The organism is Haloarcula sp. CBA1127 (assembly GCF_001485575.1).
In the GTDB taxonomy this organism is placed as follows: Archaea; Halobacteriota; Halobacteria; order Halobacteriales; family Haloarculaceae; genus Haloarcula.
The window spans coordinates 695938-711793 of the sequence record NZ_BCNB01000006.1 but is presented as its reverse complement, the minus strand read 5'-3'; the positions used below and the strand labels follow the sequence as shown (position 1 = coordinate 711793).

The window sequence follows — 15856 nt, the reverse complement described above, 5'->3', positions numbered from 1 at the left end:
CGTCAGGCCCAGGCGGTGTCGCCGTCGGTAGTCAGTGCCAGGAACGCGTCTTCCAAGTCGGCACCGTCACCCTCGGTGCGTTCCGCGGCCGAACGCAGCTCTGCCGGCGACCCCTCGGCCGCCAACTGGCCGTCGTGGAGGACCCCGACCATGTCGGCGATGTCTTCGACGACTGGCAGAATATGCGTTGAAAGAAGAACTGTCGTGTCCCCGTCCGCGAGGTCAGTGATCAGTTCCCGGAGTGTCTTCGCTGCCCGGGGATCTAATCCGGAAGTGGGCTCGTCGAGAAAGACAACGGCTGGGTCGTGCTGGATGGATTGAATGAACGAGAGTTTCTGTCTCATCCCCTTGGAGTAGCCGTCGATGCGGCGGTCCAAGTCTGCACGGAGATCGAGCGACGCACACAGTGACAGCGCAGTGTCAACGACGGAATCCCAGGGGACGTTCCGCAGGTCGGCCGCAAACTGCAACTGCTCGCGCCCGGTCAGTTGGTCGTACAGTGGTGGTGTCTCCGGCATGAGGCCGATGTGCTCGACTAAGGCACGCCGGTCGACACAGGGGATACCTGCGACGCGTGCCTCGCCGCCGCTGGGTTCGATGAGGCCGGTGAAGATGCGCATGGTGGTTGTCTTCCCGGCGCCGTTCGGGCCGAGGAAACCGTATATGTCGCCGTGTTCGATGCTGAGGTCGAGTTCGTTGACAGCCGTTGTGGTTCCGTAGCGCTTTGTCAGGGACTTAGCGACGACTGCGGAGGAGGGCTCGCACATATGGTAGCAGTTGAATAACGCCGACGAAAAGATTTGGCTTCTGTCAGACCAGCGGTTCGACCAGATCCCGACCCGCTTCCAGTAGTTCCTCGACGCGTTCCGCGCTCGATGCTTCGGCGTAGACGCGGAGTTTCGGCTCTGTCCCGGAGGGCCGCACCAGCACCCACGTCCCGTCTTCGAGTCGGATCTTGAACCCGTCGACCGTGTTGATGCCGTCGACGGCGACCCCAGCCAGCGTGTCGGGCAGTGCGGTTTCGAGGTCTTCGAGAACTGGCTCCTTGCGGTCGTCCGGACAGTCGATGCTGATCCGGTCCTGGTGGATTTCGCCGTGTTCGTCCAGTAGTCGGTCGACACGAGCGTCAAGCGATTCCTCGCGCTCGGCGGCAGCGGCGACCAGCGCCACCAGCACGCCGTCCTTGTTCCGCAGGTGGTCCGGCAGGCCGAAGCCACCAGATTCTTCGCCGCCGAACAACGCGTCGTGGTCGGCCATCGCCTCAGCAACCCACTTGAAGCCGACAGCGACCTCGTGGACGTCTTGGCCGTGGGCCTCGGCGACGCGGTCGACGATGCTGGAGGTCGAGACTGTCCGAACGACATCGCCCGTCCCGTCCTCAAGCAGGAAGTCGTACATCGCGGCGAAAAACAGGTTTGGGTCCAGATAGCCGCGGTCAGGTGTGACGATGCCGATGCGGTCGGCGTCGCCGTCGTTGATAATCCCCAGCGCGGCGTCACCCTCGCTGACTTCGCTGACGAGTCCCTCAGCGTTCTCCGCCGACGGTTCGGGCGATCCACCGCCGAATTCCGGGTCCTGTTCGCAGTTGAGACGGGTCACGTCGGCTCCGGCCGCTTCGAGCAGGGCGTCGGTAACGCCGCGGCCGCTGCCGTACAGCGCGTCGTAGGCGACTGACAGGCCATCGAGGTCGGTGTCGACGAAGTCCAGTGCGTGGTCGTGGAACGGGCCGATGAGGTCTTCTTCCGTTCGCTCGCCCCACTCGTCTTCGGGCAGCGGGTCGAGGACGGCGAGGTTCTCCTCGAAGGCGGCCGTCCAGTCGGGCAGCGCCGGCGACCCGTCGCCGGGGATGAATTTCACGCCGTTGTACTCCGGCGGGTTGTGGCTGGCCGTGATCTGAAGCGCCCCGGCCAAACCGCGGTTTTTCACCGTCCAGGCGAGGATCGGCGTCGGCGTGTCCCGGTCCGGCAAGAGCACGTCGAAGCCGTTCGCGCGCAGGACATGCGCGAGCTCGTCGGCAAACCCGGGCGAGGTCTCGCGGGCGTCGTACCCGATGGCGACGGTCCCGGTCGCCCCGCGCTCGGCGAGCGTCGTGGCGACAGCCTGACCAACCATCCGGACTCGCGGTTTCGTGAACACGTCCAGCGTCGCCCGCCAGCCGTCCGTCCCGAAAGCGATTGCGCCTGCGTCGACATCCGCGTCGTTGTCCATATCCCGCGGTTCTCAGCCCCCAGACAAAAAGTCACGCCTCATCGATGAGCTGTCACTTTTCCTGTTATTGACAGCGAGAGGTGAGCGGCGGCTCAGATATCGAACGCTACTTCGGCGTCGCTGGATTCGACGAGCCGTTCCTTCTCCGGTCTGGAGTACTGCTTAATCTCGTACTCACGGCTCATCGCGTCGGACTGTGAGTCAAATGATTCGACGTGAATCAGTTCGACCGGAGTTCGGCCGCGCGTGTACTTCGCGCCATCGCCGGCGTCGTGCTCTCGGACGCGGCGTTCCACATCGGTCGTGTAGCCGGTATAAAACGTGTTGTCGCTACAACGGAGGACATACACGTGGTAAGGGCTCCGCGCGGTAGTCATCGCACGATGCTGGTGGCCCAGTGGGCCTCACACTTGTTGGGCGCGCTCTCTCGATACCTCGGCAATGCCAGCGTTTGCCGAGCAGTTGGGACACGCCCGGATGTGTCCACGTTCATCCGCGAACACTCGGGCGAACTGGTCTGAGACGTGCGCGCCGCAATGATCACATTCAGGCATCGTGTTCGTCGGCGACACCACCGCCGACGTATACGCGTACGCGCGTTGTTCTCATAGCTCTTTACCCAAATACTTGGGTATACCCGCGGCAGGCGAGGTGGGTTATTCCCGCGCATTGTCGAGCTGTCTGGCGATTAGGCCGGCCTGCGTCCCGGCGGTAAAGCCGGCGTCAATGTTCACGACAGAGAGTGCAGTGCAGGACTGGAGCAGTCCCGAAAGGGCTGCCTCACCCTCGCCGCCGTGACCGTAGCCGGTCGAGACGGGCAGACCGATAACCGGTACATCGACGAGACCAGCGACAACCGTCGGGAGCGCACCTTCGCGGCCCGCCGCAACGATGAGCACGTCCTGGTCCCGGAAGCCATCGACCGCGTCTATCGTCCGGGCGAGGCTCGCGACGCCAACGTCGTCGATACGGGTCACGGTCGCGCCCATCTCCTCGACGATGAGCGCGGCCTCACCGGCCGGAACGGCGTCGGAGGTCCCAGCCGTGACGATGCCGACTGACGCGTCCATCGACGGACGTTCGAACGCGGGTGTCGTCGCCACCAGCCAGTTCGAGCGGTCGTCCCAGCGAACTGTCGCATCCGGGGCGGTTTCGTCCAGTTGTTCCCGAACGGCCGTTGCAGTGGACGTGTCGAGCCGCGTCACGATAGCCCGATCTGTCGTTTCGATAGCTGTCGCCGCCAGATCCGCCACTTCCGCCGGGGTCTTCCCGTCCGCGAGGACGGCTTCAGGAACGCCGGCACGGTCCTCCCGAGCAGCGTCGAACCGACCGGCCCCGCTAGTCGCGTAGCCCGCAAGCGCCGCCTCGGCCTCTACCGGGGAGAGGTCACCCGCCGCAACCGAATCGAGTATGTCGCGCATAGGACTCATTCAGGGATACGACCACTCCTATCCGTCGGTCCGGGATAGGCGTAGTGCCCAAATCAGGGTCGGCCCTGTCGGAGCGCGCGTGAGCGACGCTCGGCCGGAGTAACGCGACAATAGCCGTCTGGGGCGGGCAAAAGGACGTATTCTGATGGATTCTCGCGGACACAATCCCGGGTTTATAACGGGTTATGTGTCGTATAATGCCTCAAACTGCCGGTAATAGGGTCGAGAGCGAGCTAATTGGAGAAAGTATATAAGTAACCCCCGTCGATACCCCGTCTGTATGGCAGACCTAATCGTCAAAGCCGCCGTTAAGGAAGAGCTCAACGACATGAACGTAGCGTCCGACTTCTACGACGCACTCGACGAGGAAGTCGAGGAGCTGCTTCAGGACGCAGCCCGACGAGCCGACGAGAACGACCGGAAGACGGTCCAGCCGCGCGACCTGTAAGGTCGTTTCAAGCAGCGTATTTTTTTGACGCAAGCCGCCCAGCGATAGCTACTCCGAGAACACTTGGACGGTGACGCCGTCAGCAGTGCCAATGTGAATCTCGTCAGCCATATCGACGAACAGCCCGTGCTCGACGACACCGGGCAGCGCGGCGAGGTCGCTGGCAAGTGCGGCGGGGTCACTGATGGAATCGAAGGCACAGTCGAGCACGAGATTTCCGTTGTCGGTGACGACGGGGCCGTCCTTGCGTTCTGCACGGCGGAGTGTTGGGTCACCACCCAATTCTTCGACCGCCGTGGCGACTGTCGAGCGGGCCATCGGGAGTACTTCGACGGGGACAGGGTGTGAGAGTACGTCCGCCTCTTTCGTCGGGTCGGCAACGACGAGGAAGCGGTCGGCGCTCGCGTCGACTATTTTCTCCCGGGCGTGCGCCGCACCACCGCCTTTGATGAGAGTGCCGCCGGCCACCTCGTCGGCCCCGTCGATGACGAGGTCGACCGACACGTCGTCGAGGTCCGCCAGCGGGATACCACAGTCACGGGCCAGCTGGCGAGACTGAAACGACGTGGGGACGCCGACGACATCGAGGCCGGCGTCGACTGCCCGGCCGATAGCACGGATAGCGTGAGCCGCCGTCGACCCCGTGCCGAGGCCGACGACCATGCCGTCCTCGACTGCCTCAGCCGCCGATTCGCCCGCTGCCTGTTTCGCCGCGTCGGAGCCGCCCTGTTTCATATGCGGTGGGTCGACAGACGCGGACAAAACGTTTGTTCTCCCGGCCACAAGCGTTCGAATGGTTGACTGCACGTACTGTGGCTGTCCCGTCGAGAACCACGACCCTGTCTACGTCAGCGAGACGCCCGACGGGAAGCCGAAAACACAGTTTTGCAACTACGGCTGCCTGTCGGCTCACATCGACGAGGCAGACCTGACGACCGGAACGGCCTGTGAGTGGTCTCCGTCGCAGTAGCGGCGCGGTCTGTGGGTGGTCACCGACGCAGCGACACAGCGAGTGTCAGCACATCGGCCCACAGTACCTGTTCGATGCCGGATGGATTTTAGGGGCGGCCCGACCCAGAGGGCAGTAATGACACAGTTCGGAACGAGCGGGATTCGGGGTCCCGTCGGCGAGACGGTCACGGCCGAGTTGGCGCTCTCGGTGGGGCGAGCGCTTGGCATCGACTGCGAGCGGGTGGTCGTGGGCCGGGACCCGCGAGCGAGCGGCGAGTACCTCCAGGCGGCACTGGTGGCCGGGCTTCGGGAGAGCGGCGTCGACGTGATAGACCTCGGCCGCGCGGCGACGCCGACTATCGGACGGGCGGTAGCGTGGCAGGACGCCGACGCTGGTGTCACAGTGACGGCGAGCCACAACCCGCCCCAGGACAACGGGATCAAGCTCTGGCAGCCCAGCGGGCAGGCCTTCGACGCGGACCTCCGGGCGACGATCGAACAGCGACTAGCCAAGGATGCGTTCCAGCCGGCAGCGTGGGACGAGAGCGGGGGCCTGGCGTCCCGGGATGCCAGCCAGCGCCACGTCGACGCGCTCGTCTCGGAAGTCGGCGAACGGGATCTCGACAGCCACGTCGTCGTCGATCTGGGCAACGGCGCGGGCCGGGTCAGCGTCGACGCGCTCTCGGCGCTGGGCTGTTCCGTCGAGACACTCAACGGCCAGCCCGACGGCGCGTTTCCCGGTCGCCCCTCGGAGCCGAAAGCCGAGCACTGCGAGTCGCTGTCGACGCTGGTGGCCGAGTCTGAGGCCGACCTCGGCATCGCCCACGACGGCGACGCCGACCGGATGCGGGCGGTTGCGGCCGACGGGACCTTCCTCTCCGGCGACGTGTTGCTGGCCGTGTTCGCCCGTACTGCAGCGTCGCCGGGCGAGCGGGTCGCCGTCCCGGTCGATACGAGCCTTGCCGTCGAGGACCACCTCAACGACAGCGATGTCTCTGTCGAGTACACCCCGGTCGGAGACGTGTACGTCGCCGAGGCCGCAAGCGTCGAGGGTGTCGCCTTCGGCGGCGAACCAAGCGGTGCGTGGATCTGGCCCGAGCGAACGCTGTGCCCGGACGGTCCGCTGGCGGCCTGTACCGCCGCGGCACTGGACAGCGAGCGCTCGCTGGGCGACCGCGCCGCCGACGTGCCGGAGTACCCCATCCGCCGGGATAGCGTCGAAACCGACGAGAAGAGGACCGTGATGGACCGTGTTCGAGAGACAGTGACCGACACCTACGACGACGTGACGACGCTCGACGGCGTCCGTGTCGACCTCGGCGACGCGTGGTTCCTCTTGCGGGCCAGCGGAACCCAGCCGCTCGTTCGGATTACCGCCGAAGCCCGTGACCCAGACCGTGCTGACGCGGTGTTCGAGGAGGCACAGACACGCCTGACAGACGCGCTATAGTAGCCATTGAAAATCAATACACACCCGATCGCACGACGGCAGTGCGATCGGTGTGTAAATCGTTTCAACTGTTACTATAGTATAGAGCCTGAAACGAGAATACCGGGAAAACAGCGGTTGATAGCGAGTTCGACCGGCGAGGAAAACGTCCCCGCAACCATCAGGTCACAGGGCGACCGTTCCTGACCGGTTCTATCCGCGACGTGTGGACCGGGCCTCACGGACGTCTGCCCCGTCGCGGATCTTGTCCTCACACTGCGGACAGACCCTGGGCTTTTCGACCCCGTTTGGCGTGAACACACGCGCGTAGTCAGCCGTTACAAAATTACCGCAGTTCTGGCATTCCGGCATACAACCCTGTATGTGGGTTATACCCTCTTAATTGTTGTTGGTCTGGTAAGAGTTGTCATACGGAGCGTTGGCGTCGCTGCCGGGGGAAAACGCCATTTCGTTCGAGAGAAGGGAACAACAGCAGGGTACTCGGTGGCCGAAATAGTGTTGTCCGGTTGCCACAAATTCATCAAAGGAGCCGTGGATTCTGGACAGAGTGTGTCCGGCTACGCCTCGAAGGTACTGGTGATAGTTCCGTCCTCGGACAGTTCGATGACACCGTCAAAGAGTTCCCGGAACGCCGCGACCGTCTCCTCGTCGTGGACCTCGTCGGCGAGGTGGAACATCCCGACAGCGTCGTACTCGTCTAGCAGGTCGAGGATGTCTTCGACGGCCGAGAGCGCGCCGTCCTCGTCAGCGTAGTAGATGAGTTCCGTCAGCGAGTCGAAGGTCACGCGGAGTTTCCCGTCGTGTTCTTGCAGGAAGGTCTCGGCCTCCGAGACAATGCCGGAGAGATCGTCCGGTGCGGAGACGTATCGGACGCCTTCGGACTGGCGACGGGTGTAGCCACGTTCGACCGACAGCGTGTCGAGGATGGTCGCCTTCGACTCGTCGACCTCGTAGTACTCCAGTTTCTGCTTGACCTCCCGGGCGGTGGTCCGGGTCGAGATGACGAGCATCGAATCCGTGTCGGTCGCAAGGAAATCCGTGTCGAGTCGGTCCGTCTCGCCGGTACTCGGATGCAGGAGCAGTACCCCTGTGCCACCCGGAACGGTCTCCGGTGCGTTGTCGATAGCCAGCGTATATTCCATATGCACATCAAGGAGAGTGGCACCCAATTAAGTGTGCGGGTCCCGGTCAGAACACGCTGTCCGCCGTCGCAGCACCGACCACGCTGAAAATCGCACCGACGATGATCGCTTTCAGGGTCGTCAGGGCGACGGCCATCGGCGTCGGGTCCGCCAGAATCCCACCGTCAACGAGAAACGTATCCGGTGCAGTCAGCGCCGTTGCGAGGATGGCGACCGAACCGAACGCCACAACCATTAGCGAGACGAACCGGACCGGAATACCGGCAACCTCCGCCTCTGTGTCGATGTCCCGGCCGGCGTCAGCCTTGTACAGCGCCCCGTAGCCGATAGCGAACACGATACCGACGACAAGCACTGCGTGATACCAGGACATATTCTCGGCCAGCACCCACACCTCCTCGGTCACGACGAACGGCCCTGCGAGCAGGAACCCCCGACGAGCTGCTGGGCAGTGTCCGCGACCCGGTATCGGCGTCGAACCATACGGGGTTGCCGTGCCGTCAGTACGAAAGCCTCCCGATCCACCACTATCTGACAGGAGCCACGCCCGGTCGCCGCAAGGCGGTTCACGGTCGTCATTCTCGTTTCAACTGGACCAAAATTATGCTGCCGTCTGTCGGTTTCCATGCGAAGGAAGGGGGTACAGCGGCTGGGAGCAGACGGAAAATCGCGACATCATCGGCTGATTCGGGCCACAAATAAAAACGTTTCGTCCCTCATCCGACAGGTCAAGCGGGCCGCGACCGCTTACGTCGTCCGGAAGGCCCGGTCACCGGCGTCGCCGAGTCCCGGAACGATGAACCCGTCCTCGTCCAGTTCGTCGTCGATAGCGACGCTGATGATGTCTGCGTCCGACTGGGCCTCCGAGACGCGGACGATGCCCTCCGGCGCGGAGACTGCGGCCAAGACGAGCAGGTTCTCCGGCTCTGTCTTCTCCGAGGTGATGTAATCGAGTACCGTGGCCATCGTCGACCCGGTGGCGAGCATCGGGTCTGCGATGATGACGGTGTCGTCTTCGGTGATTTCGGGCAGTTTGACGTACTCGACCGAGATTGGGAACTCGCCGTCGTCGTTCATCCCAGCTTCCTCGTCGCGACTGGCGGAGATAACGCCCTGTCTGGCGCGGGGGAACGCTTTGAGCAGTCCCTCGACAAACGGCGTCGCAGCGCGAAGGACGTTGACGATGACCACGTCTTCGAGTCCTTTGACGCGCTCGCCCATCGTCGTGGTCAGTGGCGTCTGGATTTCCGTGTACTCGGTCTCCATCCGGCCATCGATAATCTCGTAGCCACAGATACGGCCGAGACGGACCAGTCCCTTCCGGAAAGCGACCTGTTCGGTCTCGACGTTTCGTATCCGAGTCAGTTCATCTCGCGCCAGCGCGTGCGTGACGACAGAGGCGTCGCCGCGCTGTTCGATTGGCATATCGTGCCCGTTGACACCCGATGGCTTAAACGGTTCTCACTCAGGCCGGCTCAGCCGTGCCTGACCGTACCGCAGGGTCACCGCCGCGCTGGCGGTTCTTTGCCATGAGGAAGAGGAACAGCGCGAGGCCGACGCCACGGAGCACAACGTCGAGCAGTACCGTCATCTCGCCGCCGGCGATGCCGACGAGTCCGAGGAGGTCGTACGTACCCGACACCGCAAGGCCGGGAGCCATCAGGAGTAGCGAACTGAACGCGAACGCCGCCCGCTCGCCTCGGGAGACCGGCGCGTACGCGAACCCAATAACCGTCGCAGCCAGCGCGACGACGCCAAGGAAGACGCCGATGACGGGGATCAGGATCTCGGGGATAGCGTAACCGACGTCAAGCAGGTCAGCAACTCCGACAACATGGTACTTGTCCCCGATATCGAGGCTAGCAGCGTCGGGGTTGCGCCGAAGCAGAATAATTCCCGGCGTGACGATGAACGCGAACGGGACGATAGCCTTGTTGAGCGACAGCGAGAACGCCTCGATACCGGTCTCGAAAGCGTCGGACTTCGCGACGCCGGAAGCGGCGTAGGCAGCCACGGCGACCGGCGGCGTGATGTCGGCGATGACACCGAAGTAGAGGATAAACAGGTGCGCCGCGAGCAGCGGGACGCCGAACTCGGTCAGCGCCGGCGCGAGCAGGGAGACGAGGATGATGTAGGTCACCGTCGTCGGCATCCCCATCCCGAGGATAATCGAGGAGAACGCAGTGACGAGCAACAGCAAGACCAGCGAGCCGCCGGCGACGGTCGTGATAAGCGAGACGAGGTTCGGGCCGAGGCCGGAGACGCTGATGACACCTGGGATGATGCCGGCAGCGGCGACTGCGATGACGACCGGGACCGCGGTTCTGGCCCCGCTCTCCATAGATTTTCCAAGGAAGACGCCGAGCTTGTACAGCCCGTTCGAGGCCAGGTCCGGACGACTGACGGCGTCAGCGGTCGTTTTGGCGGTGTCGTCGACGGCACTGTCGAACGACAGCAACGGCGAGTCAAGCCGGGGACGGGTAATCAGGGTGAGGACGCCGGCGAGGATGATCAGCGTGCCGACGTTGCCAACTGCGGCCGAGAACGCGGAGCCAAGCGGTTGTGGGCCGGGCAGTGCAAGCGCACCCTCTGCTGTCAGGTCTGCCGCGACAAGGCCATCAATACGGTCGAACAGCGCCGGGAACGCTGTGGTAGCCTGTACGAACCGATTGAACAGGTATCCGAAGAAACCTTCTCCAGTGAAGTACTGCGTGAGCGTCGTGAGCCCGAAGAGGGTCGCAAATGTAACTCCGAGTCGGGCACGCGTCTCGTCGCTGTAGGCCGCCACAAGTGCGATGAGCGCCCCGATTGCGATGAGCGTAAACCACGCCGAGCGGGAGACAGACAGTCGCTCGATGATGAGATAGTACAGCAGGAGGCCCAGCGGGACGAGATAGAACCACCCGCTTTTGAAGTGGCTCCGGAGGTTGACCAGTTCTGAAGAGTCGAGGCCGCCGATGTTCTCCTTGACTGCCTCGAAGTGGACCATTACCCAGACGCCGAAGAAGAAGACGATAGCGGGAATCGTGGCGACGACGATGACGTCGGCGAACGGCGTCGCCGTGTACTGGACGATGAGGAACGCGGCGGCCCCCATCACCGGCGGGAGAATCTGACCACCCGATGAGGCAGAGGCCTCGACACCGCCGGAGAACTCCGGCGAGTAGCCCGACCGCTTCATCAGCGGAATCGTGAACGCACCGGTCGTCACCGTGTTGGCGATGGACGAGCCTGAGATGGTGCCCATAAATCCGCTGGCGAGGATGGATGCTTTCGCCGGGCCGCCCTTCCGCGTCCCCGTCGCACCGTACGCGAGGTCGATGAACCACTGCCCCGCGCCGGACATTTCGAGGAACGCGCCAAAGAGGATGAAGATGTAGATGAACTGTACGGAGACGGTGACCGGAATCCCGAACACCCCGTTTTCCGTGTTGTACCAGAGGTTCTGGATGATAGAGGGCCAGGACAGTTCTGTGATAGAGAGGACATCGATGTAGGCTGCGTCCTGTGGGATGAGGACACCGAAACGGGCGTAGACGATGAACACTGCGACAATGACCATCAGCCAGAGGCTGATCGCCCGGCGGGTCGCTTCGAGGACGAGCAGGACACCGACCACGCCCAGCACGAACGCGTAGGAGGTGTCAGCGAGCGGTCCAAGCTGGCCCGCTATCGGCTCCAGAAACGTGAACACTTCTTGGATGGGGCGGCCACTCTCAAGACCCAGTGCACGCATGGTCTGGATCTCCTGAAAGTCAGTAATGAAGTACGCGGCCGACAGCACCGATAGGACAATGAAAACGAAATCCGAGGGCGTCACGCGGTCCATTTCGGCGTCGAGAAACGCCCAAGCGAGAACGCTGCCGATAGCGTGAACGACACGAGACACCGGATGCTCCGCGCCGAGTTTCTCGTCGACCAGCGATCCGAGTGCGATACAGCGCCGGGAAAGCGGGCCATCGCCGGTGCTGCCGGGATACAGCAAGAACGTCAGGATGAGGCCGAAGGAGACGTGGACGGCGTTGATCTGGAGCAGTTGCAGTGACGCGAACACGACGTCACCGACGCCGGGAAGCGAGATCGAGAGGACGAACCCTTTCGCCGCGAGCCACATCTGAAACACTGAAAACGAGATGCCGATGAGCGCGACGAGGACAACCGCCCAGCCTGTGAGCGAGCGTTTCCGCTCAATCTCTTGCAGTACTTCGTCAACTTCCTCGTCCGATACGGCCTCCCCGCCGTCGTCAGATCGTGTGTTTTCAGTCATGTGTTGAGCTGGTCTGTCGCAGCACCGAACGCCGAGCGCTGGGTCACGTAGAGGTGGACCGAGCGGCCGTTGGTGCGGGCTACCAAGTCGTAGGTTTCGGCTCCGACGTGAAGTTTATGTCCTGCAACATCACCGGGAGAGACTGTCACACGCGTGTAGTTGCCCGGCGGGTCGAAGACATACATCCCGTCCTCGCGAGTGACGTTGGCCCGGCTCGGGAGCCCCCAGCCGAACGACTCGAACTCCATGCGGGTCATCTCGAGATGGTCGCCACGGACTGTGTACTCGTCGTAGACTCGTGTTTTTTCGACACTGTGCATATATTCCAGCGCGACGATCGTGCCGTCTTCGACCGGAGCCGTTAGATACTGCTCACCGGTCTCGACGTCTTCGACGACCAGTGCACGTCCGCCGGGGAGCGCTGCTACTGTCCCGATGAGGAGGAGGGCAACGAGCACCGCGATGGCGACGTATCGTCGTCTCATTCCGGTTGGTGAGTAATAGAAGGTGGTTAGTTTAACGATACGGATAGCGTCAGCCGACGACGTTACGCGTCGAAGTATGCCGCTGCGCCGGGATGGAGTTCGATGGACATCCCGTCCTGTGCGGAGTCCTTGCTGATGAAGTCCGTCTTGATAGAGAGGTCGTCGACGTTGTCGAAGATAGCGGCAGTAACCGATTCGACCGTCCCCTCGGGCTGTTCGGCGTTCGTCGCAATCATCGCCTGCACAGCGATTGTTTCGACGGCCTCGTCAACGCCGGTGTAGGTGTCGGCAGGGATAGTGTCGTTAGCGAACCAGGAGGCGTCTTCCTTGGCCGCTTCGCGGTTGTCACCGGAGATCGGGACGATGACGAGGTCGTTGGTGTTCGCGAGGTCCTCGATAGCGCCGACGGGCCAGCCACCGACGACGAACGCGGCGTCGATGTCGCCGTTCCGGAGCTGGTCGGCAGCCTGGGAGAACGAGGCGTTCTGCTCGTTGTAATCGGAGACGCCGACTGACTCCAGAATCTGGAGCGCGTTGACTTGGGTCCCGCTCCCGAGGTCGCCGGTGTTGATCGTCGCCCCTTCGAGGTCAGAGAGCTGCGTGATGCCCGTGTCCGCGAGGGTGACGACCGTGATCGTTTCAGGGTACAGGGTCGCAACGCCGCGGAGGTTCTCGATGGCGTTGTCCTGGAACGCATCGATCCCCTCGCCGTTCTTCGCGAACGAGGCGATGTCGTTCTGGATGAGCGCGAAGTCGGCGTCGCCGCTGGCGAGGTTGCCGACGTTTTCGACGCTCGCACCGGTCGACTGGACGTTCAGCGTGAAGTCCGTGTTGTCCTCTACGACCGTCTTGAACTCGTTCGAGAGCGGGAAGTAGGTGCCACCGGTGCCGCCGGCGTGCCAGGAGAGGCGGGTCTCCGTCTCGCCTTCAGTCATTTCTCCTTCGGTCATTTCCCCTTCGGTCATTTCGCCGTCACCGCCGTCGCCTTCAGTCGTCTCGCCGTCGCCGCCATCGCCACCGTCGCCGCCGCCACAACCTGCGAGAGCTGCGACACCTGCAACGCCTGCTGTCTTGAGGAACCGTCTACGCGTAGAGTTGTTAGTCATACGTATGTCTACGTCACACGGGGTATTCAAGAATGTTAGCTATTATACAGTCGCTATTTGACTCTATCGTGCGATAGCGTGTGACAGGGTATTCCGCGGGACGGGATACGGATGGTAAAAGACGGACAGGCGGAATGTTCTATTTTCCAAGAATTTCAGTTCTAATTATGTTTCAGCAGACAACTGCCACACCAGGGCTCGTTACGCGGACGTCTCGATACCGAGCTCGTCGAGAAGCGTCCGGGCGGCCGCAGCCGACGACGGCGGGCCGCGAGCCGTGATGAGGTCACCGTCGACCGTGACGCTGGTGTCAGCATCGAGTTCGGCGTCCCAATCCGCACCGACGGCCTTCACTTCGTCTTCGACCCAGTACGGGAGCTTGCGGCCGTCTGGGAGCAGGTCGTTCTCGTCGACGATGCCTTCTTCCCAAGCGTTCGGGAAGCCGGTGATCGAGCGACCGTCGGCGAGGAACTCGCCGTCCCTATTGCGGGTGAAGGCCAGAATCCCGACCGTGTGACAGACGACGAGGGCCTTCCCGTCGTCGCCGGCGACGCTCTCGCGCAGCAGTTCACGGGCGTGAACATCCTGCGTGACGTCCCACTCCGCGCCGTGGCCGCCGGGGAATACGACGGTATCGTAGTCCTCGGCGTCGGCCTGTGCCAGCGGGATCGGGTTGTTCAGGCGCTCGTCGGTCTCGTGGACCTCTCGAACGTGTTCTGAGAGGTCTTCGCCGACTTCTTCTGGGTCGACGGAGCGTTCGTCAAGGACCGGCGGCTCGCCGGTTGGTGTCGCTACCGTGATATCTAGACCGGCGTCTGTGAGGGTCGTCAGCGGCTCGATACATTCCTCGCCCCAATAGCCGTGTTCGCTTACGACGAATAGTGCGGATGACATCAAACTACTATTCGCGTGCAATCCTTATAAGCGGCCGTTCGGTGTTGAGCGAAGTAGGGTCAACAGGCAGGCGGCTCTGCAGTAGAAATACGTCGTCTGCGTATCGATATTGAGGGCTGGGGAGGAATACGGCGGGAGAGTATCACGTCTGTCGTCATGGCGGAAACGTTTAACCCCACTGAGCAGCAATCCGCTGTGTACAGATGGACAGCCCACTGCAGCAGATCCCGCGGCTGTCATAGACCGATCTATTATACCATGGCAGACATCGAAGAGAGCGTTTCAGGATTCAAGACGAAAGGCGGCTGGGTCGACATCGTCGAGCACGGCGAGCGCATCACACAAGCGCTGAAAGACATCGCTTCGGGCGAAGCCGTCGACGAGGACGCCCTCAGTGAGTTCGACGAGTGGCGACCCAAGAGCCACGAGCGACTGGACGAGGACGTCAACGAGAAAACCGCTGACCAGGCGAGCGTCGACGAGGGCAAGGGGGAACAGGCCGGCAAGGGGCCGGACGAGGACCTCCAGACCGCCGGCGAGAAGCTCAGCGAGTCCTACGAGAACCTCGACGAGCCGGACGAGGCGATGGAGCGCTGGAGCGAGTCCGTCGACTACGTGGCCCGCGCGGCTGACTCCGCCAGCCGGAAAGCCCTGCGAAAGGTCGAGGACACCGTCTACCGAAACGTGATGACCCAGATCGCGCCCTATTACTTCGACAACGACCTCATCAGCGCGAACCTCCGTCGCGTCGGCGACGAGGAACGCCCCGAGTACGTCTTCGAGGTCAACGTCAACGACGACGACCTGAAGATGCGCGTCTCGAACAAGCTCGCGGACTTCGAGCAGGCCGTCGACCGCTGGCACGTCGACACCGAGAAAGTCACCGAGGCTGTCGAGGCCGCTGAGGGGGTTGATGCGGTCGAGACGGGGGACGAGACGGACGCAAAAACGAACTAAGGCGGCGTCCCTGCCGCCGGCATCGATTTTGTGTCCGAGAGGCGAAGACGAACTAAGCTCGCCGCCGGGCGAGCGGCATCGGCTTCCAGCATCGTCGACGCAAAAACGAACTAAGGCGGCGTCTCTGCCGCCGGCATCGGTTTTGCGTCCGAGAGGCGAAGACGAACGAAGCACGAGCATGGCCACACAGACGGTTAGATAGCGTCGTCGGGGTCGTGTTTCTCGGCCATCCGTGTCGCCTCAGCCTCGTACTGCGCCTGCAGGTCCGGGTCGTCGACGGACCCGAGATTGTCCGGGTCAGCATCGACGGCGGCCGTGGTCTCCCGCACATCAGAGAACGAGGTCAGCGCCCGCTCCTTGCGGAAGTACTGTTTGCCGTCGGGCGTCGCGTACGTGAGGATGATGAGGTTCTGTTCGTCGTCGGAGTAGGTTCGTTCGACCAGCCAGACGCGGACAGTCTCTTCAGTGGCGGACATACGGGACCGAGCCACGCGCTACCACCTGAACGTTTGCCCGTG

At 62.9% G+C, this 15856-nt stretch carries 16 protein-coding genes and 1 pseudogene; 4 read left to right on the top strand and 13 right to left on the bottom strand.

The window, feature by feature from the left end; all coding sequences use genetic code 11:
* Positions 1 to 2 precede the first annotated feature (2 nt).
* From AV059_RS08195 to larB, 4 genes are all read right to left on the bottom strand, one after another.
* Positions 3 to 767 (bottom strand): ABC transporter ATP-binding protein, encoded by a 765-nt coding sequence (locus AV059_RS08195; protein ID WP_058993793.1) that lies wholly within the window; start codon positions 765 to 767, stop codon positions 3 to 5.
* Between the two features lie 43 nt (positions 768 to 810).
* Positions 811 to 2208: a phosphoglucomutase/phosphomannomutase family protein gene (locus AV059_RS08190; RefSeq protein ID WP_058993790.1), complete on the bottom strand. Its 1398-nt coding sequence runs from the start codon at positions 2206 to 2208 to the stop codon at positions 811 to 813.
* 92 nt (positions 2209 to 2300) lie between these two features.
* Positions 2301 to 2585: a GIY-YIG nuclease family protein gene (locus tag AV059_RS08185; protein ID WP_058993788.1), complete on the bottom strand. Its 285-nt coding sequence runs from the start codon at positions 2583 to 2585 to the stop codon at positions 2301 to 2303.
* 279 nt (positions 2586 to 2864) lie between these two features.
* Entirely contained in the window at positions 2865 to 3629 is a 765-nt protein-coding gene (gene larB / locus AV059_RS08180; RefSeq protein ID WP_058993787.1) for a nickel pincer cofactor biosynthesis protein LarB, read from the bottom strand.
* Positions 3630 to 3918: 289 nt separating this feature from the next.
* Here larB and AV059_RS08175 point away from each other — a divergent pair, with 289 nt between their 5' ends.
* The gene (locus AV059_RS08175; protein WP_004517708.1) at positions 3919 to 4086 is read left to right on the top strand and encodes a hypothetical protein; all 168 of its coding nucleotides are present in this window, start codon (positions 3919 to 3921) and stop codon (positions 4084 to 4086) included.
* A 48-nt stretch (positions 4087 to 4134) separates the two neighbouring features.
* Here AV059_RS08175 and rpiA read toward each other — a convergent pair whose 3' ends face one another.
* On the bottom strand, positions 4135 to 4821 hold the full coding sequence (gene rpiA, locus AV059_RS08170) for a ribose-5-phosphate isomerase RpiA (RefSeq protein ID WP_058993785.1): 687 nt from the start codon (positions 4819 to 4821) through the stop codon (positions 4135 to 4137).
* A 58-nt stretch (positions 4822 to 4879) separates the two neighbouring features.
* Here rpiA and AV059_RS21585 point away from each other — a divergent pair, with 58 nt between their 5' ends.
* Complete coding sequence (locus AV059_RS21585; protein WP_369815291.1) at positions 4880 to 5056, top strand: hypothetical protein; 177 nt, start codon at positions 4880 to 4882, stop codon at positions 5054 to 5056.
* A 117-nt stretch (positions 5057 to 5173) separates the two neighbouring features.
* Positions 5174 to 6487 carry a phosphoglucosamine mutase gene (gene glmM / locus AV059_RS08165; RefSeq protein WP_058993783.1) on the top strand — a complete coding sequence of 438 codons (1314 nt, stop codon included), beginning with the start codon at positions 5174 to 5176 and terminating at the stop codon, positions 6485 to 6487.
* Positions 6488 to 7044: 557 nt separating this feature from the next.
* On the opposite strand, the gene AV059_RS08160 is transcribed toward glmM, so the two are convergent.
* From AV059_RS08160 to AV059_RS08130, 7 genes and pseudogenes are all read right to left on the bottom strand, one after another.
* Entirely contained in the window at positions 7045 to 7629 is a 585-nt protein-coding gene (locus tag AV059_RS08160; RefSeq protein ID WP_007189494.1) for a hypothetical protein, read from the bottom strand.
* A 46-nt stretch (positions 7630 to 7675) separates the two neighbouring features.
* Positions 7676 to 8112: pseudogene (locus AV059_RS08155) on the bottom strand (DUF2391 domain-containing protein).
* A gap of 264 nt (positions 8113 to 8376) precedes the next feature.
* Positions 8377 to 9054, bottom strand: coding sequence for a uracil phosphoribosyltransferase (gene upp, locus AV059_RS08150; RefSeq protein ID WP_058993782.1), 678 nt, complete (start codon positions 9052 to 9054; stop codon positions 8377 to 8379).
* A 40-nt stretch (positions 9055 to 9094) separates the two neighbouring features.
* Positions 9095 to 11896: a TRAP transporter fused permease subunit gene (locus AV059_RS08145; RefSeq protein ID WP_058993780.1), complete on the bottom strand. Its 2802-nt coding sequence runs from the start codon at positions 11894 to 11896 to the stop codon at positions 9095 to 9097.
* Positions 11893 to 12381, bottom strand: a complete 489-nt coding sequence (locus tag AV059_RS08140) for a DUF1850 domain-containing protein (protein ID WP_058993778.1) — start codon at positions 12379 to 12381, stop codon at positions 11893 to 11895. The genes AV059_RS08145 and AV059_RS08140 overlap by 4 nt, the downstream gene beginning before the upstream one ends.
* Before the next feature lie 62 nt (positions 12382 to 12443).
* Entirely contained in the window at positions 12444 to 13487 is a 1044-nt protein-coding gene (locus tag AV059_RS08135) for a TAXI family TRAP transporter solute-binding subunit (RefSeq protein WP_058993776.1), read from the bottom strand.
* A 201-nt stretch (positions 13488 to 13688) separates the two neighbouring features.
* Entirely contained in the window at positions 13689 to 14381 is a 693-nt protein-coding gene (locus tag AV059_RS08130; RefSeq protein WP_058993774.1) for a type 1 glutamine amidotransferase domain-containing protein, read from the bottom strand.
* Between the two features lie 258 nt (positions 14382 to 14639).
* On the opposite strand from AV059_RS08130, the gene AV059_RS08125 reads away from it, so the two are divergent.
* Complete coding sequence (locus AV059_RS08125) at positions 14640 to 15338, top strand: DUF5828 family protein (RefSeq protein WP_058993772.1); 699 nt, start codon at positions 14640 to 14642, stop codon at positions 15336 to 15338.
* Positions 15339 to 15532: 194 nt separating this feature from the next.
* Here AV059_RS08125 and AV059_RS08120 read toward each other — a convergent pair whose 3' ends face one another.
* Positions 15533 to 15814 (bottom strand): hypothetical protein, encoded by a 282-nt coding sequence (locus tag AV059_RS08120; protein ID WP_058993769.1) that lies wholly within the window; start codon positions 15812 to 15814, stop codon positions 15533 to 15535.
* Positions 15815 to 15856: the final 42 nt, after the last annotated feature.

What these genes read in the sequence shown, in the direction of transcription:
- larB (WP_058993787.1), bottom strand. Translation starts at nt 3,629, where the DNA reads ATGCGCGACATACTCGATTCGGTTGCGGCGGGTGACCTCTCCCCGGTA.
- AV059_RS08190 (WP_058993790.1), bottom strand. Translation starts at nt 2,208, where the DNA reads ATGGACAACGACGCGGATGTCGACGCAGGCGCAATCGCTTTCGGGACG.
- AV059_RS21585 (WP_369815291.1), top strand. Translation starts at nt 4,880, where the DNA reads ATGGTTGACTGCACGTACTGTGGCTGTCCCGTCGAGAACCACGACCCT.
- upp (WP_058993782.1), bottom strand. Translation starts at nt 9,054, where the DNA reads ATGCCAATCGAACAGCGCGGCGACGCCTCTGTCGTCACGCACGCGCTG.
- AV059_RS08125 (WP_058993772.1), top strand. Translation starts at nt 14,640, where the DNA reads ATGGCAGACATCGAAGAGAGCGTTTCAGGATTCAAGACGAAAGGCGGC.
- AV059_RS08195 (WP_058993793.1), bottom strand. Translation starts at nt 767, where the DNA reads ATGTGCGAGCCCTCCTCCGCAGTCGTCGCTAAGTCCCTGACAAAGCGC.
- AV059_RS08130 (WP_058993774.1), bottom strand. Translation starts at nt 14,381, where the DNA reads ATGTCATCCGCACTATTCGTCGTAAGCGAACACGGCTATTGGGGCGAG.
- AV059_RS08175 (WP_004517708.1), top strand. Translation starts at nt 3,919, where the DNA reads ATGGCAGACCTAATCGTCAAAGCCGCCGTTAAGGAAGAGCTCAACGAC.
- AV059_RS08135 (WP_058993776.1), bottom strand. Translation starts at nt 13,487, where the DNA reads ATGACTAACAACTCTACGCGTAGACGGTTCCTCAAGACAGCAGGCGTT.
- glmM (WP_058993783.1), top strand. Translation starts at nt 5,174, where the DNA reads ATGACACAGTTCGGAACGAGCGGGATTCGGGGTCCCGTCGGCGAGACG.
- rpiA (WP_058993785.1), bottom strand. Translation starts at nt 4,821, where the DNA reads ATGAAACAGGGCGGCTCCGACGCGGCGAAACAGGCAGCGGGCGAATCG.
- AV059_RS08160 (WP_007189494.1), bottom strand. Translation starts at nt 7,629, where the DNA reads ATGGAATATACGCTGGCTATCGACAACGCACCGGAGACCGTTCCGGGT.
- AV059_RS08120 (WP_058993769.1), bottom strand. Translation starts at nt 15,814, where the DNA reads ATGTCCGCCACTGAAGAGACTGTCCGCGTCTGGCTGGTCGAACGAACC.
- AV059_RS08140 (WP_058993778.1), bottom strand. Translation starts at nt 12,381, where the DNA reads ATGAGACGACGATACGTCGCCATCGCGGTGCTCGTTGCCCTCCTCCTC.
- AV059_RS08145 (WP_058993780.1), bottom strand. Translation starts at nt 11,896, where the DNA reads ATGACTGAAAACACACGATCTGACGACGGCGGGGAGGCCGTATCGGAC.
- AV059_RS08185 (WP_058993788.1), bottom strand. Translation starts at nt 2,585, where the DNA reads ATGACTACCGCGCGGAGCCCTTACCACGTGTATGTCCTCCGTTGTAGC.